General features: G+C 52.5%; 30 protein-coding genes. 16 read left to right on the forward strand and 14 right to left on the reverse strand.

Translation table 11 applies throughout. The annotated features are described in order from the left end of the window. The first annotated feature begins 74 nt into the window (after positions 1-74). From HMPREF9141_RS00785 to HMPREF9141_RS00795, 3 genes are all read left to right on the forward strand, one after another. Positions 75-1520: a DUF4270 domain-containing protein gene (locus tag HMPREF9141_RS00785; protein ID WP_007366477.1), complete on the forward strand. Its 1446-nt coding sequence runs from the start codon at positions 75-77 to the stop codon at positions 1518-1520. Then, positions 1510-1653: a hypothetical protein gene (locus HMPREF9141_RS13770; protein ID WP_007366478.1), complete on the forward strand. Its 144-nt coding sequence runs from the start codon at positions 1510-1512 to the stop codon at positions 1651-1653. The genes HMPREF9141_RS00785 and HMPREF9141_RS13770 overlap by 11 nt, the downstream gene beginning before the upstream one ends. A gap of 141 nt (positions 1654-1794) precedes the next feature. Continuing rightward, a complete protein-coding gene (locus HMPREF9141_RS00795; RefSeq protein ID WP_007366479.1) occupies positions 1795-4365 on the forward strand; it encodes an ATP-dependent Clp protease ATP-binding subunit in 2571 nt (856 codons plus the stop codon). Positions 4366-4526: 161 nt separating this feature from the next. On the opposite strand, the gene HMPREF9141_RS00800 is transcribed toward HMPREF9141_RS00795, so the two are convergent. Beyond that, positions 4527-6272, reverse strand: coding sequence for a phospho-sugar mutase (locus HMPREF9141_RS00800; RefSeq protein ID WP_007366480.1), 1746 nt, complete (start codon positions 6270-6272; stop codon positions 4527-4529). A 185-nt stretch (positions 6273-6457) separates the two neighbouring features. Here HMPREF9141_RS00800 and HMPREF9141_RS00805 point away from each other — a divergent pair, with 185 nt between their 5' ends. Continuing rightward, positions 6458-6808 carry a DUF4491 family protein gene (locus HMPREF9141_RS00805; RefSeq protein WP_007366482.1) on the forward strand — a complete coding sequence of 117 codons (351 nt, stop codon included), beginning with the start codon at positions 6458-6460 and terminating at the stop codon, positions 6806-6808. Between the two features lie 755 nt (positions 6809-7563). On the opposite strand, the gene HMPREF9141_RS00810 is transcribed toward HMPREF9141_RS00805, so the two are convergent. Next, positions 7564-7950 carry a DUF1573 domain-containing protein gene (locus HMPREF9141_RS00810; RefSeq protein WP_007366483.1) on the reverse strand — a complete coding sequence of 129 codons (387 nt, stop codon included), beginning with the start codon at positions 7948-7950 and terminating at the stop codon, positions 7564-7566. Positions 7951-8190: 240 nt separating this feature from the next. Here HMPREF9141_RS00810 and aspS point away from each other — a divergent pair, with 240 nt between their 5' ends. The 12 genes from aspS (at position 8191) to HMPREF9141_RS00870 (ending at position 15780) form a co-directional block, all read left to right on the forward strand. Next, a complete protein-coding gene (aspS, locus tag HMPREF9141_RS00815; RefSeq protein WP_007366485.1) occupies positions 8191-9948 on the forward strand; it encodes an aspartate--tRNA ligase in 1758 nt (585 codons plus the stop codon). A 172-nt stretch (positions 9949-10120) separates the two neighbouring features. After that, positions 10121-10408, forward strand: a complete 288-nt coding sequence (locus tag HMPREF9141_RS00820; protein ID WP_007366486.1) for a winged helix-turn-helix domain-containing protein — start codon at positions 10121-10123, stop codon at positions 10406-10408. Between the two features lie 61 nt (positions 10409-10469). Next, positions 10470-10793, forward strand: coding sequence for a hypothetical protein (locus HMPREF9141_RS00825; protein ID WP_007366487.1), 324 nt, complete (start codon positions 10470-10472; stop codon positions 10791-10793). A gap of 1339 nt (positions 10794-12132) precedes the next feature. Next, complete coding sequence (locus HMPREF9141_RS00830; RefSeq protein WP_007366490.1) at positions 12133-12348, forward strand: hypothetical protein; 216 nt, start codon at positions 12133-12135, stop codon at positions 12346-12348. 11 nt (positions 12349-12359) lie between these two features. Beyond that, on the forward strand, positions 12360-12581 hold the full coding sequence (locus HMPREF9141_RS00835; protein ID WP_007366491.1) for a hypothetical protein: 222 nt from the start codon (positions 12360-12362) through the stop codon (positions 12579-12581). 13 nt (positions 12582-12594) lie between these two features. After that, positions 12595-13017 (forward strand): PcfK-like family protein, encoded by a 423-nt coding sequence (locus tag HMPREF9141_RS00840; RefSeq protein WP_007366492.1) that lies wholly within the window; start codon positions 12595-12597, stop codon positions 13015-13017. 2 nt (positions 13018-13019) lie between these two features. After that, the gene (locus tag HMPREF9141_RS00845) at positions 13020-14309 is read left to right on the forward strand and encodes a PcfJ domain-containing protein (protein WP_014224642.1); all 1290 of its coding nucleotides are present in this window, start codon (positions 13020-13022) and stop codon (positions 14307-14309) included. Between the two features lie 24 nt (positions 14310-14333). Further along, entirely contained in the window at positions 14334-14591 is a 258-nt protein-coding gene (locus HMPREF9141_RS00850) for a DUF8466 domain-containing protein (protein WP_007366494.1), read from the forward strand. A gap of 20 nt (positions 14592-14611) precedes the next feature. Beyond that, positions 14612-14845 (forward strand): DUF3873 domain-containing protein, encoded by a 234-nt coding sequence (locus HMPREF9141_RS00855; RefSeq protein WP_007366495.1) that lies wholly within the window; start codon positions 14612-14614, stop codon positions 14843-14845. Then, the gene (locus HMPREF9141_RS00860) at positions 14842-15087 is read left to right on the forward strand and encodes a DUF6956 domain-containing protein (protein ID WP_007366496.1); all 246 of its coding nucleotides are present in this window, start codon (positions 14842-14844) and stop codon (positions 15085-15087) included. The genes HMPREF9141_RS00855 and HMPREF9141_RS00860 overlap by 4 nt, the downstream gene beginning before the upstream one ends. Positions 15088-15132: 45 nt before the next feature. Next, positions 15133-15441 carry a hypothetical protein gene (locus HMPREF9141_RS00865; RefSeq protein WP_007366497.1) on the forward strand — a complete coding sequence of 103 codons (309 nt, stop codon included), beginning with the start codon at positions 15133-15135 and terminating at the stop codon, positions 15439-15441. Positions 15442-15558: 117 nt separating this feature from the next. Continuing rightward, positions 15559-15780: a DUF7688 family protein gene (locus tag HMPREF9141_RS00870; RefSeq protein WP_007366498.1), complete on the forward strand. Its 222-nt coding sequence runs from the start codon at positions 15559-15561 to the stop codon at positions 15778-15780. Between the two features lie 63 nt (positions 15781-15843). Here HMPREF9141_RS00870 and HMPREF9141_RS00875 read toward each other — a convergent pair whose 3' ends face one another. The 12 genes from HMPREF9141_RS00875 to HMPREF9141_RS00930 form a co-directional block, all read right to left on the reverse strand. After that, the gene (locus HMPREF9141_RS00875; RefSeq protein ID WP_007366499.1) at positions 15844-16371 is read right to left on the reverse strand and encodes a glycoside hydrolase family protein; all 528 of its coding nucleotides are present in this window, start codon (positions 16369-16371) and stop codon (positions 15844-15846) included. Next, positions 16368-16871 carry a DUF3872 domain-containing protein gene (locus HMPREF9141_RS00880; protein ID WP_007366500.1) on the reverse strand — a complete coding sequence of 168 codons (504 nt, stop codon included), beginning with the start codon at positions 16869-16871 and terminating at the stop codon, positions 16368-16370. Before HMPREF9141_RS00880 ends, HMPREF9141_RS00875 begins: the two co-directional genes overlap by 4 nt. Positions 16872-16896: 25 nt before the next feature. Further along, the gene (locus HMPREF9141_RS00885; protein ID WP_007366501.1) at positions 16897-17766 is read right to left on the reverse strand and encodes a toprim domain-containing protein; all 870 of its coding nucleotides are present in this window, start codon (positions 17764-17766) and stop codon (positions 16897-16899) included. An 8-nt stretch (positions 17767-17774) separates the two neighbouring features. Continuing rightward, positions 17775-18350 (reverse strand): conjugal transfer protein TraO, encoded by a 576-nt coding sequence (locus tag HMPREF9141_RS00890; RefSeq protein WP_007366502.1) that lies wholly within the window; start codon positions 18348-18350, stop codon positions 17775-17777. Between the two features lie 2 nt (positions 18351-18352). Next, positions 18353-19339: a conjugative transposon protein TraN gene (gene traN / locus HMPREF9141_RS00895; protein ID WP_007366503.1), complete on the reverse strand. Its 987-nt coding sequence runs from the start codon at positions 19337-19339 to the stop codon at positions 18353-18355. Between the two features lie 55 nt (positions 19340-19394). After that, entirely contained in the window at positions 19395-20744 is a 1350-nt protein-coding gene (traM, locus tag HMPREF9141_RS00900) for a conjugative transposon protein TraM (RefSeq protein ID WP_007366504.1), read from the reverse strand. Beyond that, positions 20725-21033, reverse strand: a complete 309-nt coding sequence (locus HMPREF9141_RS00905; RefSeq protein WP_007366505.1) for a TraL conjugative transposon family protein — start codon at positions 21031-21033, stop codon at positions 20725-20727. Before HMPREF9141_RS00905 ends, traM begins: the two co-directional genes overlap by 20 nt. A 6-nt stretch (positions 21034-21039) precedes the next feature. Beyond that, on the reverse strand, positions 21040-21663 hold the full coding sequence (gene traK, locus HMPREF9141_RS00910; protein WP_007366506.1) for a conjugative transposon protein TraK: 624 nt from the start codon (positions 21661-21663) through the stop codon (positions 21040-21042). 31 nt (positions 21664-21694) lie between these two features. Further along, positions 21695-22699 carry a conjugative transposon protein TraJ gene (traJ, locus tag HMPREF9141_RS00915; RefSeq protein ID WP_007366507.1) on the reverse strand — a complete coding sequence of 335 codons (1005 nt, stop codon included), beginning with the start codon at positions 22697-22699 and terminating at the stop codon, positions 21695-21697. A gap of 3 nt (positions 22700-22702) precedes the next feature. Next, positions 22703-23332 carry a DUF4141 domain-containing protein gene (locus HMPREF9141_RS00920; RefSeq protein WP_007366508.1) on the reverse strand — a complete coding sequence of 210 codons (630 nt, stop codon included), beginning with the start codon at positions 23330-23332 and terminating at the stop codon, positions 22703-22705. 23 nt (positions 23333-23355) lie between these two features. Next, complete coding sequence (locus tag HMPREF9141_RS00925) at positions 23356-23736, reverse strand: DUF3876 domain-containing protein (RefSeq protein WP_007366509.1); 381 nt, start codon at positions 23734-23736, stop codon at positions 23356-23358. A 49-nt stretch (positions 23737-23785) separates the two neighbouring features. Next, a partial coding sequence (locus HMPREF9141_RS00930; protein ID WP_007366510.1) for a TraG family conjugative transposon ATPase occupies positions 23786-25992 on the reverse strand: 2207 nt, incomplete at its 5' end.

The raw sequence follows: 25992 nt of genomic DNA on the forward strand, positions 1-25992 counted from the left end.
TCCCCACCTCCTCCCATGCGTTCAGTGTCCTGCGATTACTGACACGCTCAATATTTTACAACAACAGATTCTAAATGAGAAGAAACATCATTGCAGCCTGTATGTTCGCAGCCTGTCTCGGTATGGTGTCCTGTGATGACACGACGGACACCCTCGGAGGCTCGCTGACCGACAACGGCAACAGACTTTCCATAAAGGCAGATACCTTCAGCGTCACTTCCGAGACGATGCTGGCAGAGAAGGTTATCGCAAGGTCGTCCACAGGTTATCTGGGGAGAATGGAAGACCCGGAGACCCATACAACTGTTACGGGCAACCTGATGTCGCAGTTCCATGTACTGAAGAATTTTGAACTGCCCGAGAAAGACTCTATCATGAGCCGGGATGCAAACAACGAGATCATAGCAGACTCCTGTGACATACGCCTGTATTACAGTTCCTATTACGGCGATTCACTCAGCCAGATGAAGCTGACCGCATACGAACTTGCCAAGCCTGTAGAGGAGGGACAGACCTTCTTTTCCGACTTTGATCCGGAAGCACGGGGTTACATCCGACCGGCTGCACAGGGCGGAATTGCCGAGAAGCGTTCTTTCACCCTGATGGATTTCACCGAGACGGACAGCATCCGGAAAAAGAAAGGCTATGCACGTAACATCAACGTCCGCCTGAACGGGGCCTACAAAGACAAGAACGGTGTGACATACAACAACTACGGTACCTATCTGCTCCGTAAGTACCTGACGGATCCTTCGGCTTTCCGCGACACCTACCGCTTCCTGCACGAAGTCTGTCCGGGCTTCTATTTCAAGATAGAGGGAGGTGACGGAGCAATAGCACACATCCAGATGGCACAGCTGAACATCTACTTCAAGCACATGGAGAAAAAGAAGGTAACAGAGATTTCAACCAACTTTGTAAGCACGGAGGAGGTCTTGCAGATAACGAACTTCAGCAATGACAATACACAGCTGCGTCAGCTTGCGAGTGAGACAGGACATACCTACCTTAAAACACCGGCAGGGCTGTTCACCAAGCTGACACTCCCGATTGCTGACATTATGGCAGGACATTCGACAGACTCGATAAACACGGCGAAGATCGTACTCTATCGGAAGAACAACGATACTTCCTCCAACTATCAGTTCGGGATCCCCAAGAATGTCATCATGCTGCCGGCAGACAGTCTGCAGTCGTTCTTCAAGAACAACCGCCTGCCTGACAACAAGATCTCATTCCTGGCCACCTACAACAGTACAAAGAACGCCTACGAATTCAATAACATCTCGGGGATAGTCAACCTCTTTTCACACAACAGGACCATGCCGGAATGGGGGAAGGTCGTTGTTGTCCCCGTCGAACTGCAGACGGTCACACAAGGTGTAGGGAGCGGCAGACAGACAAAGATAACAAAGGTCTCCCACGACATGGGGCTCTCCAGCACCAAGCTCATAGGCAATACGGCCGGCGGAAAGAACATTCAGATTTCCGTCATATACAGCAAGTTCTATGGCAGATAACTTCTTGGAGCGTCACCGGGAGGACTATGAACAGCGCAAGGCAGCCTGGCTCCGCAAGAAGGGACATTCGTGCAGACGGTCTCCGGCAAGACTGCCGAGAAGGCTGCAGAGACCTGCAGACGAGTCTCTGTGAAAAGATATAGAAAAAGGGTGAATCGGACTTACATGCCTGTATGTCCGATTCTTTGTCATTTGGCATATCTTTTGTAGATTGAAGCCTGCTGATGCAGGGCGTACAAGCCCATATATAAGTAAAGAAAAGAAAGGTTAGGATATGATGAATCAATTTTCCCCAAAGGTTTCGGAAATTCTTTCATTCAGTAGAGAGGAAGCCGAGCGGCTGACAAGCAGGTCGGTCGCTCCCGAACATATCATGCTCGCTATTCTCAGAGAAAAGTCGGGACCGGTATGGGAACTGTTCAGCCGCTGGAAGGTTGATATTGACAGTTTGAAGAAAGACATAGAAAGAAAGATACAGGAACAGGCAGCCGATCCGCTGACACCGGTGGCCGATATGCTGCTGAATGACCAGGCCAACAACATTCTGAAACTCGCAGTATTGGAAGCCCGCCTGCAACATGCACAGACGGTGGACCTCATCCACCTCTTCCTTGCCATCCTGCATGATGCCTCAGACAATGGGGCGAAGACCGTATTGGAGGATAACGGAGTCAACTACAACAATGCGGTCTCAATGCTGCAACAGCGTGCCAACCAGCCGAAAAACGGGATCGGGATGGCCGACGAAGATGAAATGGAGGATGACATGATGTCCTCGTCTGCCTCCTCCGGAAACGGCAGTGCCAAGACAGCCCAGGCTTCACGGACAAAATCAAAAACGCCTGTGATAGACAGTTTCGGCACCGATCTGACCCAGGCTGCCGCTGAAGGGAAACTGGATCCGGTCGTGGGGAGAGAGAAGGAAATCATGCGTGTCTGCGAGATTCTCGGCCGAAGAAAGAAGAACAACCCCATTCTGATAGGTGAACCGGGGGTCGGGAAAAGCGCAATTGTAGAAGGATTGGCACAGCTGATCGTGAGACATCTTACGTCGCCTATTCTCTTCGACAAACGTGTCATCACGCTTGACCTGACGGCAGTAGTCGCCGGCACAAAGTACCGCGGACAGTTTGAAGAACGTATCCGAGCCCTGATCAAGGAAATTGAACAGAACCCGGACATCATCATCTTCATTGACGAGATTCACACGCTGATCGGTGCCGGCTCATCTCCCGGTTCGATGGATGCCGCCAATATCCTGAAACCGGCCCTGGCAAGGGGAACCATCCAGTGCATCGGCGCGACGACCCTTGATGAATACCGCAACTCCATAGAAAAGGACGGCGCTTTGGAACGCCGCTTCCAGAAAGTGCAGGTCGAACCGACAACGGTCGGCGAGACACTCCAGATCCTCGAGAATATCAAGGACCGCTATGAGACACATCACCATGTAAGCTACACGGATGAGGCCCTGAAGGCCTGTGTGAAGTATGCAGACAGATACATTACCGACAGGTTCTTCCCGGACAAGGCAATCGATATTATCGATGAAGCCGGATCGCGTGTCCATTTACAGCACGTGAAGGTGCCACAGGTGATCCTGGATATCCAGAAGGCGATCGAGACGACGCAGGAGAAGAAACAGGCGGCGGTCAAGAATCAGAACTTTGAACTGGCAGCCAGCTTCCGTGACAAGCAGACGGAACTTGAAAATGCCTTGAAGAATGAGCAGGAGAAATGGCAGAAAGGTGACACCGATGACAAGGTGGAAATCGGCGGGACAGAGATTGCCGCTGTCGTCTCGATGATGACGGGCGTGCCCGTACAGCGCATGCAGGAGGCTGAGGGGGTCCGGCTGAAGAATATGGATGCAGACCTGAAGAAAGTGGTCATCGCCCAGGATGCCGCCATTGACAAAATGGTAAAGGCCATTCAACGCAATCGCGTGGGACTGAAAGACCCCAACCACCCCATCGGCGCATTCATGTTCTTAGGCCCTACCGGCGTCGGCAAGACCTATCTTGCCAAACGGCTGGCAGAGATGATGTTCGGTTCTGCCGACGCATTGATACGGATCGACATGAGCGAATATACCGAGAGCTTCAATACGTCCCGCCTCGTCGGTGCGCCTCCGGGCTATGTCGGTTATGAGGAAGGCGGACAGCTGACGGAGAAGGTACGCCGTCACCCCTACTCCATTGTCTTGCTGGATGAGATAGAAAAAGCCCACGGCAATGTATTCAACATGCTTCTGCAGGTTCTTGACGAAGGAAGACTGACCGATGGAAACGGCAGGCTGATAGACTTCCGGAACACGGTCATCATCATGACCTCAAATGCGGGAACACGTCAGCTGAAGGAGTTCGGTCAGGGGGTAGGCTTCAAGGCTTCCGGTCTGAACGGTCTTTCCCGGAGTGAGAACGACAAGCAGCGTGCCCGTTCGATCATACAGAAGAGTCTCAGCAAACAGTTCGCGCCGGAGTTCCTGAACCGTCTGGACGAGATCATCACCTTCGACCAATTGGATCTTGAGGCCATCAAGAAGATCATCAATATCGAACTGAAAAGCCTGTTCAACCGTGTACATGAACTGGGTTATAAGATGGAAATAACCGATGAGGCCAGGACTTTTGTCGCGACAAAAGGGTATGATGTCCAGTTCGGTGCGCGACCGTTGAAGCGGGCCATCCAGAACTATATCGAGGACGGATTATGCGAACTGATTCTCTCCGGCAATATAAAGGCCGGAGATACGATTTCCATATCCAAGAAGAAGGACTGTGACAGACTGGAATTTGACACTTTACCCAACGAATCCAAGACCTCTGAGAAAGAAGACATTTAGCATATATTATAAGGTGCCCCGGTCTTCATAAGGAGAATGACACACCATAAGAAAAGAGGAGTTCCCATAACCCAGCGTTACGGGAACTCCTCTTTTCTTATGGTGTCATAGTCTTGCCCCATCTTATCCGGTGGAGCAAGACCGCAGACAATATCAATCTCCTAGAGTCCCAGACTCTTCTTGATGGCTTCGATCTTTTCAGCAGCACGTTTTTCACATACCGGGAAGTCAGAAGCCGACTTCATGGTGTCCTTGATCTCCAGATAGAATTTGATCTTCGGCTCTGTACCCGATGGACGGACACTGACCTTGGTTCCGTCCGTGCAGAACCACTGGAGTACGTTGCTCGTGTCAGGCATCACCATCTTCTCTTTAGAACCGTCAGCCTTTGTCAGTTCAAGAGTCTGGAAATCCTTGTAGACATCTATCACGCTGCCGCCAAGTTCTTTTGGAGGATCGGACCGGAAGTTCTTCATCATCTGCTGGATCTCGTCAGCACCGCTCTTGCCCGGCCGTTCCACATTGATCGTGAACTCATGGCTATAACCATACTCCAGGTAGATATCCATCAGAATATCGTACAAGGTCTTACCATGATCCTTGGCGTAGGCACAGATTTCAGCCAACAGAGAGCATGCGCTCACCGCATCCTTGTCGCGGACAAAGTCCTCTGCGAGGAAGCCATAACTCTCCTCACCGCCTCCAATATACTGCTGTCTGCCTTCAGAGAGTGCGATCTCACGGGCGATCCACTTGAAGCCGGTGTAGCAGTCGCGCATCTCCACATGCTGCTTTTCTGCGATCTTGCGGATAACCTCCGTTGTTACAATCGTCTTGACAATGAAATCCGTCGGCTTCATCTTGCCCACAGCCTGACGGTTGGTGATGATGTACCACAGGAAGATCAGACAGGTCTGGTTTCCATTGATGAGCACCCACTTCCCCTCGCTGTTCTTGCAGGCCATGCCAACACGGTCTGCATCAGGATCAGATGCCATCAGGATGTCGGCATCCAGCGCCTTCGCATCCCTCAGTCCAAGCGTCAATGCCTCGGCGATTTCCGGGTTAGGGCGGTCAACGGTCGGGAAGTTGCCGTCTTTCACCATCTGTTCCTTTACACAGTGAACATTGTCAAAGCCCCACAATGCCAGTGAGCGGGGAATCATGACGCGCCCTGCACCGTGCAGCGGCGTATAGACGATCTTCAGGTCGTGCTGGTGCCGGATGACTTCCGGGTCAATGCTGATGGTCTTTACCTCGTCGAGATAAGGCTTGTCAATATCCTCACCGATGATCTGAATCAGCGACTTGTTCCCGTCAAACTTGACATCCTCAACCTTGACCTTGTTCACCTCGTCAATAATGCCCTTGTCATGTGGTGCAAGCACCTGCGCGCCGTCCTCCCAGTATGCCTTATAACCGTTGTATTCACGCGGGTTATGACTGGCTGTGATATTCACGCCGGCCTGCGCTTTCAGGTAACGGATGGCGAAAGAGCACTCCGGTGTCGGACGGAGATCCTCAAAGAGGTAAACCTTGATGCCGTTGGCAGAGAAGATGTTGGCAACCGTCTCCGCAAACAGCCGGGAATTGTTGCGGCAGTCATGGCAGACTACCACGCTGATCTGCTCCCTGTCCTTGAAATTGATCTTCAGATAATTGGCAAAACCCTGTGTCGCCATACCGACGGTATAGATATTCATGCGGTTGGAACCGGCACCCATGATGCCGCGAAGTCCACCTGTTCCGAATTCCAGGTCCTTATAGAAGCTTTCAATGAGGTCGGTCTTGTCCTCATTGTTGATCATGGCCTCAACGGCCGAACGCGTCTCATTGTCAAAAGCCGGAGACAACCACTGCTTTGCCTTGCTTTCGCACTGGGCGATAAGTGTCTGGTTACTGTCCATAATTTAAGTTTTTATTATTGACTATATCTATTTGCAAATGTAATCAAAAATTCTGAGAAAGCCATCCGCAAACAGATATTTTTTTGTATTTTTGCAAACGATTCAATATGGAATATCTCCAGACTTCCACCGCTCTCTGAAACATCTTCGTAGACGGTCACCAGACATCATTAAACAAAAAAAGCATGGAACTGAACTTTGAAGGCATCCTTCTTGCCGTTTGTACATTCCTGATTATCGGGCTCTGTCACCCCCTGGTAATCAAGACCGAATATTATTTTGGCACAAAACCCTGGTGGATATGGCTTGTCTCCGGGGTTGTCTGCTGCGCCGGCGCACTGTTTGTCGAAAGCATCTTCTGGTCGGCACTGCTCGGCGTATCAGGCGCTTCCTTCCTCTGGGGCATCGGCGAACTGCTGGCACAGGAGAAGCGAGTAGCAAAAGGATGGTTTCCGATGAATCCGAAACGCAAGGAATACTATAAGAAATTCGACAAGGACGAGTCCCTGTGTCCTGTATGCAAAAACGAGCAATGACAGAGCGTGATCGCCACAACCGGCGGTATCCCCTTTATGGCATATACAGAAAAGTAGATCCTTCCGTTAGATCTATAGATTGAAAAAGAATAAAGGCTTATGCACTTGCATGGTATGACTATCCGAAAACGGATTGTCTCACAAAGGAGGATAAAATGCGGAGAAGGCAAATAGACAAGAGTATCTGTCCATCAGCATATCTTTCCGTCTTCCACAGACAACCTATCCCCATATCATCGGTATCTGTAAACTGTTTTCATGCAACCCAAGCTGACACATGCTCTTCTGGCTTCTAAAAGATGCCTGATTGACCTGCAACAGGTGCTCTTTCAGCGTGTAACCAACGCCCTTTTGAAGTCCAATCAAGCACCTTTTATGAACGACTTGATAACCAATTGATTTTCTGCTGGTTACAAACCTGCTTCTCGCACGTGTTTTTTATATTCTCAGATGATCTGTTTGGAATTATGTAATGACTTTTCAAAACCCTGTCTGTATTTCCGACGTATTAAAATGAATAGGGTTTTGTGTCGGAGGATGATAATAGAATAGACAGTTGGACAGTCTTGGCAAAGTTTTTTTAATGAATCACTTCGGTTTTCCGTTAAAGCTATACGAAAAGCATCCACGCACTGAACGGAAGAACCGAGAAAGAATCCCCCGGACCAATTCTACGTCCGGGGGTTTATTGATCGGTCACTCGCCTCGCAGAAGCCTCTACGACGGCGATGCGGCAGTTTTCAGTAGAAGAGACTTTACTTCCCGTTCATGACTCCCTCTATGTACAGGCGGGTCATCTCTACCTTTCCGTTTGTCCGGACCGTGATGCTCTTCTTGAAATGTCCTGGGAATTTCCCAGTACCGTTATATGTCACATCAATGCTGCCTTTCTGTCCGGGAGCGATAGGACGCTTGTCATACTTGGGAATCGTGCATCCGCAGCTTGCAATCACCTGATTGATGACCAGAGGCGCCTTGCCCACATTAGTGAACGTGAAGGTCGTCTTATGGACCGGGTTGTTCTCCGAAAAAGTCCCGAAGTCATAACTGATCTGGTCGAACTTGATTTCCGCCTGGTTCTGTGCGGAGGCAAATGTCAGTCCGAAGACCAACAGAAGTGTCATTAATAGAATCTTTTTCATATCGCCTTGTTGTTTTATCCGTTTATACTGTATCCGTTGCAAGTATGATGCAAAAGTAATCAGAAAGTTTATAGTTACACGAATTTTTCACAATAATTAAGCAGAAACCAGCGGATTTTGTCCGCTTTGTCGTCTGCAATGACAGATTCCTTCCGTTACGGACTTATATTTTCATAAGGCGACATACGTTTCTCACTGAAAGTTTGTACCTTTGCATAAAATATAAACAACATATATAATATGTATAGAACGAATACTTGTGGAGAGCTGCGCATTTCAGATGCAGGCAAGGAGGTGACCCTTTCCGGCTGGGTACAGCGCTCACGTAAAATGGGAGGCATGACTTTCCTTGACCTCCGCGACCGCTATGGCATTACGCAGCTGGTTTTCAATGAGGCAGATGACGCCGCACTCTGTGGAGAAGCCAACAAGCTGGGACGCGAATACTGCATTCAGGTGAAGGGGACTGTCAGCGAACGGCAGAGCAAGAACAGCAAGATTCCGACAGGTGACATCGAAATCATCGCCAAAGAGCTGAAAGTGCTCAGCCCATCCCTGACACCTCCGTTCACGATAGAAGACAATACGGACGGCGGCGACGACCTCCGCATGAAATACCGCTATCTGGATCTCCGCCGCGAGGCGGTCCGCAAGAACCTGGAGCTGCGTCACCGCATGACCATCCTCATCCGCAACTTCCTTGACGCACAGCAGTTCATAGAGGTGGAGACACCTGTCCTCATCGGTTCTACTCCGGAAGGCGCACGCGACTTCGTCGTACCCTCGCGGATGAATCCGGGTCAGTTCTATGCACTGCCACAGAGTCCGCAGACGCTGAAACAGCTGCTGATGGTCGCCGGCTTCGACCGCTACTTCCAAATCGCCAAATGCTTCCGCGACGAAGATCTGCGCGCCGACCGCCAGCCGGAGTTCACGCAGATCGACTGTGAGATGTCGTTCGTCGACCAGGACGATGTCATCAATCTGTTTGAGGAGATGGCACGCCATCTCTTCCGTGAAATACGCGGTGTCGAACTGCCCAGACTCGAGCAGATGACCTGGCACGAAGCCATGAAACGCTTCGGTTCCGACAAGCCCGACCTGCGCTTCGGCATGGAATTTGTCGAACTGATGGACGACCTGAAGGGCACGGGCACCTTCTCCGTCTTCAATGAGGCCGACTACATCGGCGGCATCGTCGTCCCCGGCTGTGCGGACTACAGCCGCAAGCAGCTCAACGAACTGACCGACTTCGTCAAACGGCCGCAGGTCGGAGCACAGGGTCTGGTGTTCATCAAGTACAATGCTGACGGGACTGCCAAGAGCTCTATCGACAAATTCTATACACCGGGGCAATTGCAGAAGGTAAAGGAGACGACAGGTGCCAAGGATGGCGACCTCGTACTGATTCTTTCCGGCGACAACGCCAACAAGACACGCGTCCAGCTTTGTTCTCTCCGTCTGGAGATGGGCAACCGCCTCGGACTGCGCGACAGAAACGTATTCAGATGTCTGTGGATTGTCGATTTCCCACTTTTCGAGTGGAGCGATGAGGAGCAGCGGCTGATGGCCACCCACCATCCGTTCACCATGCCGAATCCTGATGACATCCCCCTGCTGGACGAACATCCGGAACAGGTCCGTGCCAAGGCCTACGACTTCGTATGCAACGGCATCGAAGTTGGCGGCGGTTCACTCCGTATCCACGACACACAGTTACAGGAAAAGATGTTCGAGGTTCTCGGTTTTACACCGGAGCGTGCCGAGGCACAGTTCGGCTTCCTGATGAATGCCTTTAAATACGGTGCACCGCCACACGCCGGCCTTGCCTTCGGTCTCGACCGTTTCGTAAGCATCCTCGCCGGCCTCGACTCCATCCGCGACTGTATTGCATTCCCGAAGAACAACAGCGGACGCGATGTCATGCTGGAGGCTCCTTCGTCTATCGACCAGAAGCAGTTGGATGAGCTGGAAATCAAGCTCGACCTGAAGAATTAGACCGATAAGGTTGACATATATCAACAAAACGTGTCGGAAGAATTAAAAACATTCGTTTTCAATTACTTTTTGTCATAAGTATTTGATACTTTGGAATATTTGATGTAAATTTGCATAAATATTAGCAGATTGTAATTAGATTGCTTGAATGGGACTTTAATTTTATAAGATTATGACAGAAAAGAAAGAAGTTAAGTCTGCTCCAAAGGCAGCAAAGAAAGCCGCAGCAAAGAAGACTTCTGCAAAGAAGGCTGTTGTTACCGTAGCGATCAACGCAGAGAATGTTGGTTTCAAGGCCGGCGATGTTTATAACGCGCTTGCAGCTGAATCCAAAGCCCTCAGCGTGGAAGAGATCGCCAAAGCTGCAAAGATCAGCACAGAGGAGGTTTATCTTGGCATCGGCTGGCTCTTCAAGGAGGGCAAGGTGAAAGACGAAGACGGCAAGGTGACACTTGCTTAATCAAGATTTTTTATACAAAACAGGGGGAAGTCTGTATGACAGGATATAGGCTTCCTTTTTTATGCAATACAATAAAGAGATACTACGTGTGCTGGCAGAGGCTGGTGCCGAGGGGCTTTCCGTGCGGAAAATCTCCCGGCATGTGTACAATGCCTGCAACACACTGTTCCATCCGATTACACAGGAGGAAGTTCATAAATATGTACAGTCGTATCTCCTGAAGAACAGCAAAGCGGACGATCCCTTTATCGAAAAGAAAAGAAAAGGAGTCTACCGCCTCAACCGGTCTAACAAGATAACACAACAACTGCTCCTCCAGTTCCGCCGCGGAATGGAGAAAGAAGAAGAAAAGCCGGCAGTGGACCATAGCCTGAGTCTTTTCTGAAGTCTGCGGATCAAGAACTCTCATTCATCCCCAGGACGTTCTCCACCCGTCCCCCCGCTCCCATGCGCCTGCCTCAAACCCGGAATCAGAAAAGACGCCATTGCTGTCCGGTAAAGATTTCCCACATTAGTTCCGATGTTCACCGCTTGCAGCATCGATTCTGTACAGAGGAAAGAGCGACAAAGAATTGACAATGTCTGGCCCGTCACAGGACTGTAAGGTTTCCACTCCCTTTCCCCGGCAGGTCAAAGACGAATCAAAGACGGATCCTATTTTTCTTCGCTCATCTTCCCGGAATCCTCCTATATGGAATCTTTTTTGTAACTTTGTGTCGAGAAGTTACGAAAAGAGTGTAATTTATTGGAACTGAGCGTAGGTTAATTGCTCATGATAGTAATAGGTTACGATTTAGTTAGTTATCTACTGCATCATCCTTCTGCGCGTTGCGTAACCTTCAAAGAACTCTTCGTATGCAAAAGTAACAATAAAACGGGAGATTTTGAAATGAATCTCCCTAATTTTTTCTTCTCATACAAGTTTTTCCGTAAAAGCGGTTTTGTCCGTCGGCACACCATCGCCCAAAAGGATTTTGGTCGAACGTATGCCGACTACGCATAAGCGGAGAAAAGGGCTTTGCCTCACGCCTAAACAACAGTTTAGACTAATGATGCAAGGCCCATTTCTTTTGTGCTTATGCCAAAGAGGTGCTTTTACGGGTTTCTGACGATTTTTCTTTTTCCACTGTTCCTTTGAGCCGTAAGCGGAAAGCCGTGTCTGACCGCCCGATCCATAAATGGAACAAGCCGTCACACACGGCAGGCAAACCGGGAAGAATGATTTTATCCGTCCGACCGTACACGCTCGGCCAGACATATAAAATCATACTTCCTTGCCGGTGGTTTGCCCGGTTTCACGCCTCCGGCTATGTCCCTTTTCCTTTTGGCGTTTTCCCTTTTTTACGGATTTCTCTTTTGAAGTTTTCCTGTCCAATCTGCCTCCACTTCCGTTTACCTCCATTTTCGCGTCTTTCAGTGAGCCGCATCAGATAGTCATTTCCGTTCTGGGCGCAAAGGTAATTCCGGGATTGGACGGGAATGCAAGGTCAAGCCTCCTGTTTTCGGAAAAAATCTCCAGCCCTGCGGGTAGTATTTTTCCCGAAAAACCTTGCATTCCCTAATCCCTACCTTTTCAAGCACCCGAAACGAAAACGACCGATGCGACAGAAAGACGCATAAAAAAAATGTCGGATAAACGAGAGGCAGATAAGATAGTTTGAAACTCAACTCCCTCAGCTCTTGAATCCGCATTAAAAAACAAAAAAATCAAAAACAGCGAAGATATGACGGCAACGGCAAATTTCAGACAAATGGCGCAGTACATAGGGCTTGCGATATGCGGCTTGATGGTACGCACCGCCTTCGGGATGTTCGGCATCTTTTGGGGCATTATTAGAGAGATTGTAAACGGAGTGTTCCGAGTGGCGATAGGTGTAATCGTGGCTATCCTTTCCACTATTGCCTTCTTCGGCTTCATCCTTTGGTTATTCACCCTTTAACCCCTACTGACATGGCAAAGAGAAGCAGCAAAACGGCAGCGCAGCAGTGCAGATACTACGAGGTGGACAACATCTTCGTGTACATGGTGGAAACGTACATCAACGGCAACATATCCGTGTTCCGTGAACTCTACCGAGAACTGAACAAGGACGCACGGAGGGACTTTACAGACTTCCTTCTGAGCGAGGTAGAGCCGACCTATTGGAGAGAAATACTGAAACAGACAATCTAAAAAAGACAGCGATATGAAAGGAACAGAACATTTCAAGAGAACGATACAGATGTATCTGGAGCAGCGTGCAGCGGAAGATACGCTCTTTGCGAGGAACTACCGCAACCCTGCCAAGAACATAGACGATTGTGTCACCTACATTCTCAACTACGTGCAGCGGAGCGGTTGCAACGGCTTCACGGACGGGGAGATATTCGGGCAAGCCGTCCACTACTATGACGAGAACGAGATAGAGGTAGGCAAGCCCATTCAGTGCCAAGTGGCGGTGAACCACGTTGTGGAACTCACGGCAGAGGAAAAGGCGGAAGCACGGCAGAACGCAGTCCGCAGATACCAAGAGGAGGAACTCCGCAAGTTGCAGAACCGCAGCAAGCCGAGAACCGCCACCAAAGCGACCGCACAAGAAGTACAACAACCCAACCTATTCAATTTCTGATTATGAAACCGAGAACACCCATACAGCAGGAAGTCGCACGATTGAGCGAGCGACTGCCGAAATTGACCGCCACACAGAGGGCTTACGCTTTCCGCCATTGCTTCAAACATTACGCCATCAAGAGGGCGGACGGCACGAACATCTGCACCGAGTGCGGACATTCGTGGAGGAGTGAACACAACCTTGCGGACACCGTTTGCGGATGCACCTGCCCGCATTGCGGCATGGAGTTGGAAGCGTTGCGCACCCGAAAGAGCGTGTTCAGCGAGAACGAGTATTTCTGCATCATCACCACCTGCAAGCAGTACCAAGTGATACGCTTCTTCTTCGTCAAGTCCCAATACAAGGCAGGGCAGGCAGCCGGGTATTCCATTTATGAAGTGGTGCAAAGGTGGATTTCGCCCAAAGGCACAACCGTCACCATTGCCCGACTGCGTGGAATGTCCATACTTTACTACGACCTATGGGCGGAATACAGCGACATGGAGGTACGCAAGAACAACAAACTCCGTGCATACGATATAAACCCCGTCTGCACCTATCCCCGACAGCGTTTCATACCCGAACTGAAACGCAACGGCTTCAATGGCGAATACCACAACATACTGCCTTACGACCTTTTCACGGCTATCCTTTCCGACAGCCGAGCCGAAACGCTGTTGAAGGCAGGGCAATACCCCATGTTGCGCCACTATATCCGCAGTTCCTTTGACATAGAGAGGTATTGGGCATCCGTAAAGATATGTATCCGCAACGGCTACACCATTGCTGACGGCTCCATGTGGCGTGACACCATAGACCTCCTGCGGCATTTCGGCAAGGACACGAACAGCCCGAAGTACGTCTGTCCCTCCGACCTCAAAGCCGAACACGACAGACTTATGCACAAGCGCAACAAGGAGATAGAACGCAAGAAGTTGGAGGAACGCATCCGCCAAGCGAAGAAACACGAGAAGGCATACCGCAAACTCAAAGGCATATTCTTCGGCATCGCCTTCACGGACGGCACTTTGCAGGTGCGTGTGTTGGAGAGCGTTGCGGAGTTTGCAGCGGAAGGGACGGAACTGCACCATTGCGTGTTTTCCAACTCCTATTTCCTTGAAAAGAACTCTCTTATCCTATCCGCTACCATTGACGGCAAGCGCATAGAAACGGTGGAGGTTTCCTTGAAGACATTGGAAGTGGTGCAAAGTCGTGGCTTGCACAATTCCAATACCGAGTACCACGACCGCATTGTAAACCTTGTGAACAGCAACGTGAACCTTATCCGCCAGCGGATGGAAGCGGCATAGTATCAACCTATAATACCCAATAGTATGGAAGTAAAAATTGAAAGCATGGTTTGTCTGTGGGACGATAAAATCCCCACGATGTTCCTTGAATTTGTGAACCTCCTCACTCTTGCAACGAGTGAGGAGCAGTTAAGACGGAGTGTAAAGAACTTTGCCGAGAAGCACGGACTTGACAGGTTTTTCCTTTACGGCTTCGGTTCCCACCATTTCTACCTGCACCAACGCTACACGAGCGACCCCGAAATGGTGATGAAGAACAGAGTTTTGTCAGTACATTTTTAACCACCCTAAAATCAACGATTATGGCAACACGGATGACCATCAACGGAGTAAGCACCTGCACGGAAGCAGGTACGGAGAAATACGAGCGTTTCCAATTAGGTATCGGCAGACGCAAGCGGACACTTGTGCAGTACGACTACCGCCACCCCACAGACGGAGAGTTGTTCTCTTGTGTCAAACCCACATTGGACGAGTGCCGAGAAGCACGGGATGAGTGGCTCACGGCAAAGGAAGGAAAGGAGGACAGACGATGAACGCAGCCTATCAAACGCTGATAGTGAAGTTCAGTGAGCCTATCAAAGTATTGGACGGCATCTTTGACGATGCCGAAGCGTGGGGAGTTGATACCCTAAAAGGGTGGATAGACGACTACGAGAGCAGCAGGTTTACCGCCATCAACAGCCATACGGCAGTCATCACAAGCGAGTACAATATGGAGTGCCTGATGGAATGGTTGAAACGAAACACACCCATTGCCGAGATAACAGAATGTTAAACAAGTTGGCGGTGTCCGCACCGCCAACCTACAACCAAGAAAAGCATGATAGCGAAGACTATTTTACAGCAGATAGGCGGCAGACGCTTTGCCGCCATGACGGGAAGCAAGGACTTTATAGATATGGGTAACGGACTGCGCATGAGCCTTGCGAGGAACAAGACGAGTGCCAACCGCCTTGACATCATCTACGATGCCGGCTTAGACCTCTACAATATGCGTTTCTACCGCAGGACGTTCAGCAAAAAGACATTCGAGTGCAAGACGAAGGACATCGAAACACACGATGGCATATATTGCGATATGCTGGAAGAAATGTTCACGATGGTAACAGGACTCTACACCCATTTTTGAGTGGCGGCGGACAAAGCCGCCCTACTTTCTTTCGGTGAGCATGACGGCGGACAAAGAAAGTAGCAAAGAAACCGCTGTCCCAATCTACGATAGTATTCACAAAAACAAGTTTCAATCATGGAAGAAATCAGACAGAACGGAAAAATCATCCTGCACAGCGATGACGGAACAAGCATAAGGATGATTTTCAAAAACCTCACGGGCAGGATTTTTCAAGGTCAGGAATATGTGGAGTATATCCGGCATATCGCAATCGGGGAGATGGGATTTTCGCCCGGCATCATAGAGCATTGCAGGGACGGTGAAGTAATCGGCAAAGGAAAAATCCCGAATGTATGAAAAGCGGAAACTCCGATGAAGTTGCGGCTTCATCGGAGTTTCATTTGTCAGGCATTTGCCATGTTACGGAATGTACAGCAGCGCAAACTCCGCCTTTCTCCGTTTGAGCAGCATGGCGTGCCGTTTCCCCTTGTAGTTGCAGAAAGCGATATATTCCCGGTAAATGTTCCTGTCGCCCGCCTCCAATTTTCGGATCAGCGTGCTTTTGGGTATCTTCCCGCTCCCCAAAAGCCGGTATGGACCGACATTGTAGGCGAGCGTGGCAAGGAGCAGACTGTCACGCCCGAACTTACGGAACATGGCGCAGAACTTACGCAAGTCTTTCCGCAGGAGTGCGTCCGCCTGCCGCTTCGTCATGGTGCGTGCCGAATACCTTTCCCCCGGCTGCACCTGATGACCCCAGCCCACGTATGGGTGGTGTTTCTCCGAGTGCCAGCCTTCAAAATACTTCGTACAGCGAACCGCCCGCTCAAAAGGCGGCAGGCGGTAGATTGCCGCCTGCCTGTCCGTCCCCTTCCGACGGCTGTCCCGTGCGGACACGGAGCAGACCGCCAGCAGCGAACAGAGGATAGCCATGAATACACGCATCATCTTGGCAGAGGTTTGTAATTGCCTATGGGGATGACGGTCTGAATGTCGTCCTTCACGTTCCGGTTGTTGAAGTCAAATTCCAATTCGTAGGAATTTTTGAAATTGTCCTCCACCACCACGATGAAGTTGTGCGCCTCGTCGCCCTCAGCCGTATAGTACAGCCGGAACTTCTCGTTTTCGAGCAGGTAGCGGTCATTGGGCAGAAAAGTAATGCCGCCCGCCATTTTCAGCGTGCCTTCCCCTTCGAACTGGAAATACCGGATGGTGTAGAGCGTGTTGGCGTAATCGCCCGTCCTTTTCAGTTCACAGCGGATTTCCACCGTCTGCCCCTTTGTGACCTTGTTCGGTACGGGCATCGTTTCCACCGTGAACGGATAGGATTGCTGGATGTCCATGTCATCGTCACACGATGCGAGCGTGAGCGACACGGCGGCGAACAGGCAGAGTGCCAACGCCTTGAAGATGGATATTCTCTTGTTCTTGTTGTTCAGTATGTTCATTGTCCTTTGATTTTTAAGTTATTGTTCATTTCTTTTTTGCTGTCAGTTGCAGATACTCGTTCAAGTCCTTGCAACCGTCATAGAGTGCGGAACAGTTACAGACACGTCCGCCGTAGTGTCCTTTGAGGGCTTCCAGCGTCCTCCGCCCGGCTTCGTCACGGTCGAGGAAGCAGTCGATGCGCCCGTACCCGTCTAAGTGTTTTACCGCCTTACCCACGTTGGCGACGGAGTTCAGCACAAGGCTGTCGCCTGTTTCCAATCCAAGCGTGGCAGCGGAAAGGAAGTCCATAAATCCTTCAAATAAACTGCACACGCCAGTCGGAGAACTTTCCATTTTGACCAGCGACACATCCTTCGGCGGCACGCAACCCTTGAAATAACGGCTCCGGATTTCATAGCCGCCAACCACGTTCTGGAAACCGATTGCGAAATACCGTTTTCCACGCACGCCGTAGTTCAAGCGGCAGCAGTGACGGGATGCAACGGCATAAGGGATGCCCCGTTCCGCCAGATACTCTGTTAATGGTGAGCGGAGCAGTGGGACGGCTTCCACCCCCTCAAAGGCAGGTTCGGACGGTTCCGGCAGGTACAACGGCTTTTCCGATGCGACAAACGGCATACGGGCGGTTTCCGCTATGAATCTTGCCTGCGCCATGAAGTCACCGCTTCGGGCAAACTCCCCGGCAAGCGTGAAGATGTCACCGCCCTTGCCCAAACCGAAGTCGTACCAGAGCCGTTTCGCCACGTTCACACGGAAAGAGGGCGTGCGCTCACTGCGGTACGGCGCACGATACCAAAGTTCGTTTCCGCTCCTTCGGACAGGCTCATGCCCCAACCGCGCGAGAAAGTCCGCGAGGGATATTTGCCTCATGGTGTCTATATCCGTCCGTTCCATGCCGCGTGTCAGTTGATGACGAACTTGATGCCCACCCCGAATTGGGTATGGAACTTCTTCGTGTCGCCACCCCACAGGCAACGCTCCCGGAGGTTGGCGAGCAGGGCGATACGGTCAGCCACGTAAAACTCTACATCGAGCGTCAGCGCACCGCCGTAGATGAAGGCGTCCCGGTCGTGCAGTGTCGAACCGTCATGCAGCACTTTTTCGCCCCAATTCACCGATTCATACCCGGCGAGAGCCGAAGCCCCCGCATAGACGAACACGATTTTACGGGCATCGGAAAGTATCTTGAAATAGTAGCCGCCTTCCGCCGTGAACTGCGCCACAGGTATGGCGGTGTCCTTGTACGGGTTGTTTTTCAGGAGATACTCACCTCCGAACACCCATTTGTTCCCCTTCTTCGTGTAGGTGGAGAGAGCCGCCCCGAAACTGTACCCGCCGTCGTTGCCGCCGGGTTTGAAGCCGTCCGCCAGATTCGCCCTGACCTCGATGCCCTGCATCTTCGGCAGGCATCGCTGGGCGTGCGCCTGCCCCGTGAACAGGGCAAGCGACGCGATGATTATTGCGATGTACTTTCTCATGGTCAGCGCACTTGAAGTTCGTTGATGGTATTGGCGCGCACCAAGTCCTCGTTCTCGATCACGAAGGACTGGTGACGGCCGCCGTTCTTCTCGTTCAGCTCCACCACGAGGCACTTGCCGTCGGGTATGGTGAACTTCGCCATCGTGAAGACCGTGCGTTCGCTTTTTTTGCCCGGCACGAGCGTGGCGTAGTTCTGCGCGCGGAGCGGCAGGATGATACGCTCCTGCACGGCGGTACGCTTCGCCACCTTCTTGTCCACGATTTTCCATGTGATGTAGTCCACATCGAAAGGCACGTTGCTCTGGTTCTTGATTTCCGTGTGGAAATACAGAAGCCCGTTGTGCGTGTAGATGCCTTTCAGAAGGTACTGGATGCCGAAACGCTTGCAGCCGATATGCTTCACCTCACGTTTGTTCTGCTTGTGGATGGACTTCATGATAAGGCGCACCAGCATCGGACTTTCGCTGCCTAATTCTTTCAGGTAGATTTCCTGCGCGTTGTTCGGACGGTTCACCGCCTCGCCGTCATGGATGAAGTCGCACATCTCCACGTTGAGCAGCAGCGGTTCGGCGGCGTATTTCACGTTGAAGGTGTAGAAACTCCCGTCCTCCGTGATGACGGACATGTTGGTTTCGTTCGGGAAATTCCTCACGGTAGCCTTCACACGGATGACGTTCTCCGCTCCGTCGGCTTTGCCCGCAATCAGGTCGGGCGAGCCTAAATCGACATAGCGCACCTCCGCCGGGAAGATGACATGCACGGTCTTGTCGTAGGTCACTTCCAAGCCGTGCGGGGGAACCATGCGGTCAAAGCCCAGCTTTCTCGTCAGACCGTGATACAGGTCGCCGTCCGCCTCCTTCTGCGGATAGACCTCTTTTGTCAAGGTCAGTTCTTCACTTCCGTTGGTCGTTTCAACGGTTACGTTTTCCTGCGCGTTGGCAGTTGCGATGCCCATAGCGAGGGCAAACATCATGATTACTTTTCTCATTTTACTTTGAATTTAGTGGGTTGTTGTTATTGATTGGATTTCTTATGATTATACATCAGTTCTTCTCCTGATAGAGCATGACCCTGTACCCGGCTTTCAGATGCACTTTGACGGTGCGCATCTTCTTGGCAATGTACTGGCTCGTGCCTTGTATCAGCCCCTTGCCCAAGTCGGAGGCGAGCTGCGCCCCGGCATTGGTGGAGATGTTGATGCTACTGCCGAGCGAACCGCCCATGTTGGCGGCAACCTCCCTGACGGCGTTCATCTCCATCGAGTTGGGGATGAATATGCCGGGCTGCCCGTCCGTGTCATAGACCTCCAACTCCACCGGGATAACCGTACCGTCGTGTTCCAGCGAGGTGATTTCGATGCCGAGCCGTTCACCCTGAATCTTGGCTGCGCCGACCACCACCGCATTACGGGGGATGATCCGGTCTGCTACCGCCATCGGCTCCAACAGCCGCAACCTGACCGCCTGCCCGTCCGTCACGCTCTGCGCCCCATAGACGCATGCCGGTATGGTGTTCCTGTCCGGTACGGTTGTAACGCCCACCGCCGTGTTGAAACTGCGGTTGCGTTCCTGCGAGAAGGAAGCGACAAATTCGGCATTGCTCATGGGCTGTCCGAGCGAGGACACCACCTGATGCGTCACTTGCCTGACGGGTTTTGCCGTGTTCTTTCCGGTTTTCTGCACGGGGGACGGCTCTGCGGTCTGTCCCGCTGCCGCCTGCGTGCCGTTCTGACCGCCCATGTACTTCGCCGCCAGTTCGTAGGATTTTTCCATGAGTGCCACCTGCTCGTCCATCGTGGAGCTTCTCTCTTTTCCGCTTTCCAGTTCGGATTCGAGGGTGGCGATGCGTTCCAGCAGCTCGTCCATCTCCGCATTGTCGTTCTTCGGCTGCTCGTAGAAGTTGCCGAGCGTGGCATTGAGGTCACGGTAGGCGGCTGCCGAGGACTGGATGGTCTTCGGTGCTGGCTTCACCGCCTCTTCCGTTCCGCCGGGATTGGCAAGGTCGAAGTCGCTGTCCCCATCCGCTTCCACCGTTTCGCGGTCGAACAGGTCGCCCAACTGCTGCATGGCGCGGCTGCGGTTCTCCTGCCGTTCCTCCATTGCCCCCTGCTCGTAGGCTTTCGCCTTGTCACCGATAATCCGGCGGTTCTCCTTGTCCGCATCGGGCATCTCGATGTTGTAGCCGCTTGTTCCCGGCTCCTGCTCCTTGCCGGAGGACGGGGCGAATATCAGCCACATAGCCCCGATGAATACCAGCACCATAGCGGGAAGCACTATCATTTTCTGGCGTTTCAGCCGTTGGGCTTCGGTCAGCGGCTTGCGCTCCTTTTTCGGCTTGTCGTTGCCGGGAGCCGCCTTGTTTTCGTTCTTGGGTTCATTCTTCGTCTGTTCCATATAAATAAGGTATTACATTGTGATTGTTATCCGGCTTCACGGACAGTTCCACCTGTCCGGCATGGTCTATCTCCATCCGGCTGCCGTCATTCCTGCCGATGTCATAGACGGCTTTACCGAAGGTGTAGAGGGCAAGTGCGGCGAATGCGATGAGCATCGCCAGCACGATGCGCCTGCGTGTCTTCGGCGGCAAGCCGTCCAGATACCCTTTGAGCCGTTCCACCAGCATTTTCTTTTTGTCGTGGAGTTTCCAGTACGCACTCCACAGTGATTTCTTGATTTTCTTCATGTCCGTTTACCTTTTGATGGTTTGTAAATCTTTGTTCTCGATGATGGTGAATCCCTCGATGGTGAACCCGTTGGGGTTGTCGTCCGAACGGGACGAGTTCAAGAGGCGGCACGTGGTCACGAGGCTGCGCTCTGTGACGTTGCTCTGCCGGATGATTTTCTGCGTGGCGTAGGTCACGGTGCGGTAGGGATAGCCGTTGAAGTCGCACACCACGCTGTCCACCTTCAGCACTTGGTTGATGTTACCGGCGATGATGCGGTTGTAGTACCCCTTCTCGGCGAAGTCCGAATAGTAGTTGTACACGCTCTTGTCTGCCAGCAGCAACGCACGCTTCACGTTGTGTTCTATCGCGCTCTTTTCGGGCGAGAGCGTGAAGAACAGCTCGTGGAAGCGGCGCACATGCTCCCTCGCTTCCGCCGGACGGTTCTGCGAGAGGTCCTGCGAGAGTGCCAGCATCAGCGACTTGCCGTTGTCCAGCACATAGATCTTTTCCCGCTGCCGCTCCGCGAAGCGGTAGGAACTCCACACGCTCCATACCGTTATCACTGCGCACAGCGAGAGGAAGACGATACCGAACAGGCGTATCTGCCTGAACGATGATTCGATGTTTTTGAGTGACTTGAATTCCATTTTACTTTTTCCGTTTATAATTCCACATTGATTATTTCAGCAGTTTCCCGGCACGTCCGACCATGTTGCCTGCGGTAGCACCCGCCACGCTTCCCGCCATGCCTCCGGCGCGTCCCGCCATCTGGTTCACGTTGCGCCCGTAGCCGCCCATGCCCCCGGCTTGGATGATCCAGCCCGCCACCGTCGGAATGGTGAAGTAGCCGATGATGCCGATTATCATGAACACGATATACACCCCGTCGCTGGAATCCAGCGAGAAGTTGGGGTCGGTCTGCATGCGCTCGATGTCGCTCTGGAGCATCAACACCTGAATCTTGGCGAGTATGGTGCTGAATATGTCCGACACGGGCAGCCACAGATAGACCTGAATGTAGCGGCATATCCACTGCGTGAGCGTGCTTTGGAAGCCGTCCCACACCGATATGGCGAAGGCTATCGGACCGAGTATCGCCAGCACCACGAGGAAGAAGGTGCGGATGGTGTCTATCACGAGGGCGGCGGCTTGGAACATCAGTTCCAGTATCTCGCGGAAGAAGTCGCGGATGCCCTTCTTCATCTTGTACATCCCCCGGTCGATATACATCCCCGCCATCGTCACCATGTCGGAGGGCGACCAGCCCAATTCCTCCAGTTGCTTGTCAAACTCCTCGTTGGACACGAGGTAGGCGGTTTCGGGGTTGCGCACCATCGCCTCGTATTCCAGCCTGTCCTTCTGCTCCCGGTACTTGTTCATGTCCAAAGTCTGCGTTTCGAGCAGTTTCGCCGTACCCTGCACGACGGGCGAGAGGACGCTGTTTATCGTGCCAAGCACCACCGTAGGGAAGAACATGATGCACAGACCGACGGCAAAGGGACGGAGCATCGGGAAGACGTCTATCGGTTCGGCTCTCGCCAACGACTGCCATACCCGGTAGGCGACATAGAAGAGCGCGCCCAGCCCGGCGATGCCTTTCGCCACGCCCGCCATGTCGGCGCACAGCGGCATCATCTGCTCGTAGAGCGAGCGGAGAATCTGGTGAAGGTTGTCGAACTCCATAGGCTACCAGTATCTTTCGTTCATGCTCCCGTACAGCCCCATGATGCGGTCAAGGTCGTTTTTCTTCTTCGCACGCAGGTAGCTCACGCTGATATTCTTGTTGGTGTAGTAGCTCACGAGGTTGCGGTAACGCTTCATCTTGGAGTGGCAGCGTTCCACCACGTCCATGCGCTCCTTGTCCGTCATGGAGAGCGTGGTGATGTTCACCACGTTCTTCAACTCCGTAAGCACGTCATTGGATTCCTCCAGCAGCTTCGTGTACCCGAAGGCGATGGCTCCGAGTTCCTCCACCGTGAAGTTGTCGTCGCGCAGCATCTTCTGGAAGCTGGTCACGTAGATGTCCGTGATGTCGCCTACCATCAGTATGGTCTGCTGCACCTTGCGGGCGTCCTTGACCAGATTGTTCACGGATTTGAGGGCGTCGTAATACTTCTTGCCCTGCTCGTAGATTTTCACCGTTTCCTGAAAGTTATTCACCATGTTCGTGGCGGTCTTCGAGGTGTGGATGATGTTCTTCGAGGCATTGATGATGCCCTGCGCCAGATTGCCCGGATCGCTCACGACCCATTGGGCGGAAGCCCTGCCCGCGAGAAGCAGGCACAGGCAGATGACGAATGTTATTCTTGTTCTCATGTTTCTTTGGATTTTAGCGGTTCTTATTTTCCTGCCGGAGTTTCCGGCTGCGGCTTCACACGCACGTAGTCCCCGTTCGGTGAGAAGGTCAGCACGTCGGTGGCTTCGTTATACGCCACGTCGATGCGGAAGCCGGTGTTCATGAACAGGTTGCCGTTCTCCTCCTGCAAGAGGTAGGTTTCCGGTTTCAGCCTGCGGCGGATGCCGCTCCGTTTGAATACCGTCACCTTGTAGGCTTCGCCCTCCTTGTAGATAAGCACGTCGGGCTTGCCCTCCACGCTTTCCCAATTCCCGCACAGCAGGTCGCGGCGGTTCTCCGCCACGTCGCAGGATTGCAGCACCATGACCGCCAATCCGATCAGACACTTGCTGACTTGCAGCATCTTCATTCTTGATATGCTCATACGCTTTTCTTTTTTCGTTGATAAATCTGTTTTACCGATTATTGATTACTTACTGCTTGTTTCTCCGTCTTTCGGCAAGCTGTCGGATGGCGGCTTCGATGTCGCCGCCCAATTGCTCCGCCAGACGGTACACCTCCACCTTTTCCGTTTCCTCGGTGGTGTACGCCAGATACTCTTCCGCGCTCACCTCGGTGGCATAGACCGCCGACTGCGTGCCGCCCAAGCCTATCCACACCTCCTTGTAGAGCCGTGAGGGGTTGTTCGCCATGTTGATGGAGAGTATCTGCGACTTCTCCTTCTCCGTCAGTCCGAGCAACGCCTGAATCTGGTCGAACTTGTTCATGTACTTGCGCTGGTCAAGCAGGATTTTACAGTCCGAGTTGTTGATGATGCTCTCCTTGACGACGGGCGAGGAAATGATGTCGTCCACCTCCTGCGTCACCACGATTGCCTCACCGAAGTATTTGCGCACCGTCTTGTACATATAGCGCAGGTAATCAGCCATGTTCGCCGACGAGAGAGCCTTCCAAGCCTCTTCCACGATAAGCTGCTTTCTCACACCTTTCAGACGCCGCATCTTGTTGATGAAGGCTTCCATGATGATGATGGTCACTACCGGGAACAGTTCGCGGTTGTCCTTGATGGAATCGATCTCGAAGACGATGAACCGTTTGCCCAGCAGGTCGATGTTCTCCGCCGAGTTGAGCAGGAAGTCGTAGCGTCCGCCCCGGTAATACTGCCGCATGGTGGTGAGCATGTTGTCGATGTTGAAGTCCTCCTTCTCCACCTTGATGTCGCGTTCCGCCAGTTCCCTGCGGTAGTCGTCGCGCATGTACTCGTAGAAGGTGTTGAACGAGGGGACGATGCTCCGGTCAGCCCTGATGCGCTCGATGTAGGCACTCACGGCACTGCCCAATTCCCCGCTTTCGGTTTTCGTCACCTTGTCGTCCTCCGACTTCCAGAGCGTCAGCAGCAGCGTCTTTATGCTGTCCTTTTTCTCCACGTCGAACACGTAGTCGTCGGTATAGAACGGGTTGAAGCTGATGGGCTTCTCCTCCGTGTAGGTAAAATACACGCCGTCCGTGCCGCCCGTCTTGCGCCGTATCATCTCGCATAGCCCTTGATAGGAGTTTCCCGTGTCCACCAATACCACATGCGCGCCCTGCTCGTAGTATTGCCGCACGAGGTGGTTCATGAAGAACGACTTGCCACTGCCCGAAGGACCTAATACGAACTTGTTACGGTTCGTGGTGATGCCCCGCTTCATCGGCAGGTCACTGATGTCGAGGTGCAGCGGTTTTCCCGTGAGCCTGTCCACCATCTTGATGCCGAAGGGCGAGAGCGAGCTGCGGTAGTTGGTTTCCTCCGTGAAGAGGCACACCGCCTGTTCGATGAAGGTGTGGAAACTCTCTTCCGCCGGAAAGTCCGCCGCGTTGCCGGGCATAGCCGCCCAATAAAGTGTCGGGCAGTCGATGGTGTTGTGGCGCGGCACGCACTCCATGCTTGCCAGCTGGCTGCCCACGTCGTTCTTTATGTGCTTCAGCTCTTCCGCGTCGTCGCTCCACGCCATGACGTTGAAGTGCGCCCGCACCGAGGTCAGCCCGTAGGAGTGCGCCTCGTTCAGGTAGCGGTCTATCCACTCGCGGTTGATGCTGTTGCTCCGGCTGTATCGGGATAACGACTGCATATTCCTTGCGGACTTCTCGAATTTTTGAAGGTTCTCCTCGCTGTTGTCGATAATCACGTACTGGTTGTAAATGTGGTTGCAGGAGAGCAGCAGCCCCACCGGGGAGGCGAAGGAGAGGCGGCAGTCCGAGCGGTCGGTGGAGAGTTTCTCATACCGTGTGTCGGTAGCCACCGTGCCGGGAAGGTCTTCCGCGTCGGACAGGGTGTGCAGGCACAGGCGATTGTCGCCGATGCGCATCTCCCGTGCCGAGAGGTCTATGTCCTGTAACGTGGCGTCGCCTTCGGGCATGAGCGAGAAGTAACGCTCTATCAGTCCGGCTTTGCCGTCTGTCCCCACGATCTCGTCGGTGGAGAGGCGGCGCAGCCTGACAAAGCCGCTGTCGTTGATGATGCGCTCGAACTGTTCCGCAGCCTCCATGAACTTCGCGGCTGTTTCCTTGTCCAGTTCCTTCGGGATGATATGCCCCCGGCACAGCGTGCTGAAATTGCTCTGCATCCGGTTACGCTCCTTCGTCGTCTTGGTCAGGTAGAGGTAGCACGTGTGCTTCAGGTACGGTCGCTCGTTGAAGT

Origin of the sequence: Prevotella multiformis DSM 16608 (assembly GCF_000191065.1) — a bacterium.
Lineage (GTDB): Bacteria > Bacteroidota > Bacteroidia > Bacteroidales > Bacteroidaceae > Prevotella > Prevotella multiformis.

Excerpts from the sequence above, each read along its gene's own strand:
- HMPREF9141_RS00920 (WP_007366508.1), bottom strand. The coding sequence starts at position 23,332 with ATGAGAACAAGAATAACATTCGTCATCTGCCTGTGCCTGCTTCTCGCG.
- HMPREF9141_RS00865 (WP_007366497.1), top strand. The coding sequence starts at position 15,133 with ATGATAGCGAAGACTATTTTACAGCAGATAGGCGGCAGACGCTTTGCC.
- HMPREF9141_RS00810 (WP_007366483.1), bottom strand. The coding sequence starts at position 7,950 with ATGAAAAAGATTCTATTAATGACACTTCTGTTGGTCTTCGGACTGACA.
- HMPREF9141_RS00850 (WP_007366494.1), top strand. The coding sequence starts at position 14,334 with ATGGAAGTAAAAATTGAAAGCATGGTTTGTCTGTGGGACGATAAAATC.
- HMPREF9141_RS00885 (WP_007366501.1), bottom strand. The coding sequence starts at position 17,766 with ATGGAACGGACGGATATAGACACCATGAGGCAAATATCCCTCGCGGAC.
- HMPREF9141_RS00820 (WP_007366486.1), top strand. The coding sequence starts at position 10,121 with ATGACAGAAAAGAAAGAAGTTAAGTCTGCTCCAAAGGCAGCAAAGAAA.
- HMPREF9141_RS00795 (WP_007366479.1), top strand. The coding sequence starts at position 1,795 with ATGATGAATCAATTTTCCCCAAAGGTTTCGGAAATTCTTTCATTCAGT.
- traJ (WP_007366507.1), bottom strand. The coding sequence starts at position 22,699 with ATGGAGTTCGACAACCTTCACCAGATTCTCCGCTCGCTCTACGAGCAG.
- aspS (WP_007366485.1), top strand. The coding sequence starts at position 8,191 with ATGTATAGAACGAATACTTGTGGAGAGCTGCGCATTTCAGATGCAGGC.
- HMPREF9141_RS00800 (WP_007366480.1), bottom strand. The coding sequence starts at position 6,272 with ATGGACAGTAACCAGACACTTATCGCCCAGTGCGAAAGCAAGGCAAAG.
- traM (WP_007366504.1), bottom strand. The coding sequence starts at position 20,744 with ATGGAACAGACGAAGAATGAACCCAAGAACGAAAACAAGGCGGCTCCC.
- HMPREF9141_RS00785 (WP_007366477.1), top strand. The coding sequence starts at position 75 with ATGAGAAGAAACATCATTGCAGCCTGTATGTTCGCAGCCTGTCTCGGT.
- HMPREF9141_RS00905 (WP_007366505.1), bottom strand. The coding sequence starts at position 21,033 with ATGAAGAAAATCAAGAAATCACTGTGGAGTGCGTACTGGAAACTCCAC.
- HMPREF9141_RS00855 (WP_007366495.1), top strand. The coding sequence starts at position 14,612 with ATGGCAACACGGATGACCATCAACGGAGTAAGCACCTGCACGGAAGCA.
- HMPREF9141_RS00830 (WP_007366490.1), top strand. The coding sequence starts at position 12,133 with ATGACGGCAACGGCAAATTTCAGACAAATGGCGCAGTACATAGGGCTT.
- HMPREF9141_RS00835 (WP_007366491.1), top strand. The coding sequence starts at position 12,360 with ATGGCAAAGAGAAGCAGCAAAACGGCAGCGCAGCAGTGCAGATACTAC.
- traN (WP_007366503.1), bottom strand. The coding sequence starts at position 19,339 with ATGAGAAAAGTAATCATGATGTTTGCCCTCGCTATGGGCATCGCAACT.
- HMPREF9141_RS00880 (WP_007366500.1), bottom strand. The coding sequence starts at position 16,871 with ATGAACATACTGAACAACAAGAACAAGAGAATATCCATCTTCAAGGCG.
- HMPREF9141_RS00875 (WP_007366499.1), bottom strand. The coding sequence starts at position 16,371 with ATGATGCGTGTATTCATGGCTATCCTCTGTTCGCTGCTGGCGGTCTGC.
- traK (WP_007366506.1), bottom strand. The coding sequence starts at position 21,663 with ATGGAATTCAAGTCACTCAAAAACATCGAATCATCGTTCAGGCAGATA.
- HMPREF9141_RS00925 (WP_007366509.1), bottom strand. The coding sequence starts at position 23,736 with ATGAGCATATCAAGAATGAAGATGCTGCAAGTCAGCAAGTGTCTGATC.
- HMPREF9141_RS00805 (WP_007366482.1), top strand. The coding sequence starts at position 6,458 with ATGGAACTGAACTTTGAAGGCATCCTTCTTGCCGTTTGTACATTCCTG.
- HMPREF9141_RS00840 (WP_007366492.1), top strand. The coding sequence starts at position 12,595 with ATGAAAGGAACAGAACATTTCAAGAGAACGATACAGATGTATCTGGAG.
- HMPREF9141_RS00860 (WP_007366496.1), top strand. The coding sequence starts at position 14,842 with ATGAACGCAGCCTATCAAACGCTGATAGTGAAGTTCAGTGAGCCTATC.
- HMPREF9141_RS13770 (WP_007366478.1), top strand. The coding sequence starts at position 1,510 with ATGGCAGATAACTTCTTGGAGCGTCACCGGGAGGACTATGAACAGCGC.
- HMPREF9141_RS00845 (WP_014224642.1), top strand. The coding sequence starts at position 13,020 with ATGAAACCGAGAACACCCATACAGCAGGAAGTCGCACGATTGAGCGAG.
- HMPREF9141_RS00870 (WP_007366498.1), top strand. The coding sequence starts at position 15,559 with ATGGAAGAAATCAGACAGAACGGAAAAATCATCCTGCACAGCGATGAC.
- HMPREF9141_RS00825 (WP_007366487.1), top strand. The coding sequence starts at position 10,470 with ATGCAATACAATAAAGAGATACTACGTGTGCTGGCAGAGGCTGGTGCC.
- HMPREF9141_RS00890 (WP_007366502.1), bottom strand. The coding sequence starts at position 18,350 with ATGAGAAAGTACATCGCAATAATCATCGCGTCGCTTGCCCTGTTCACG.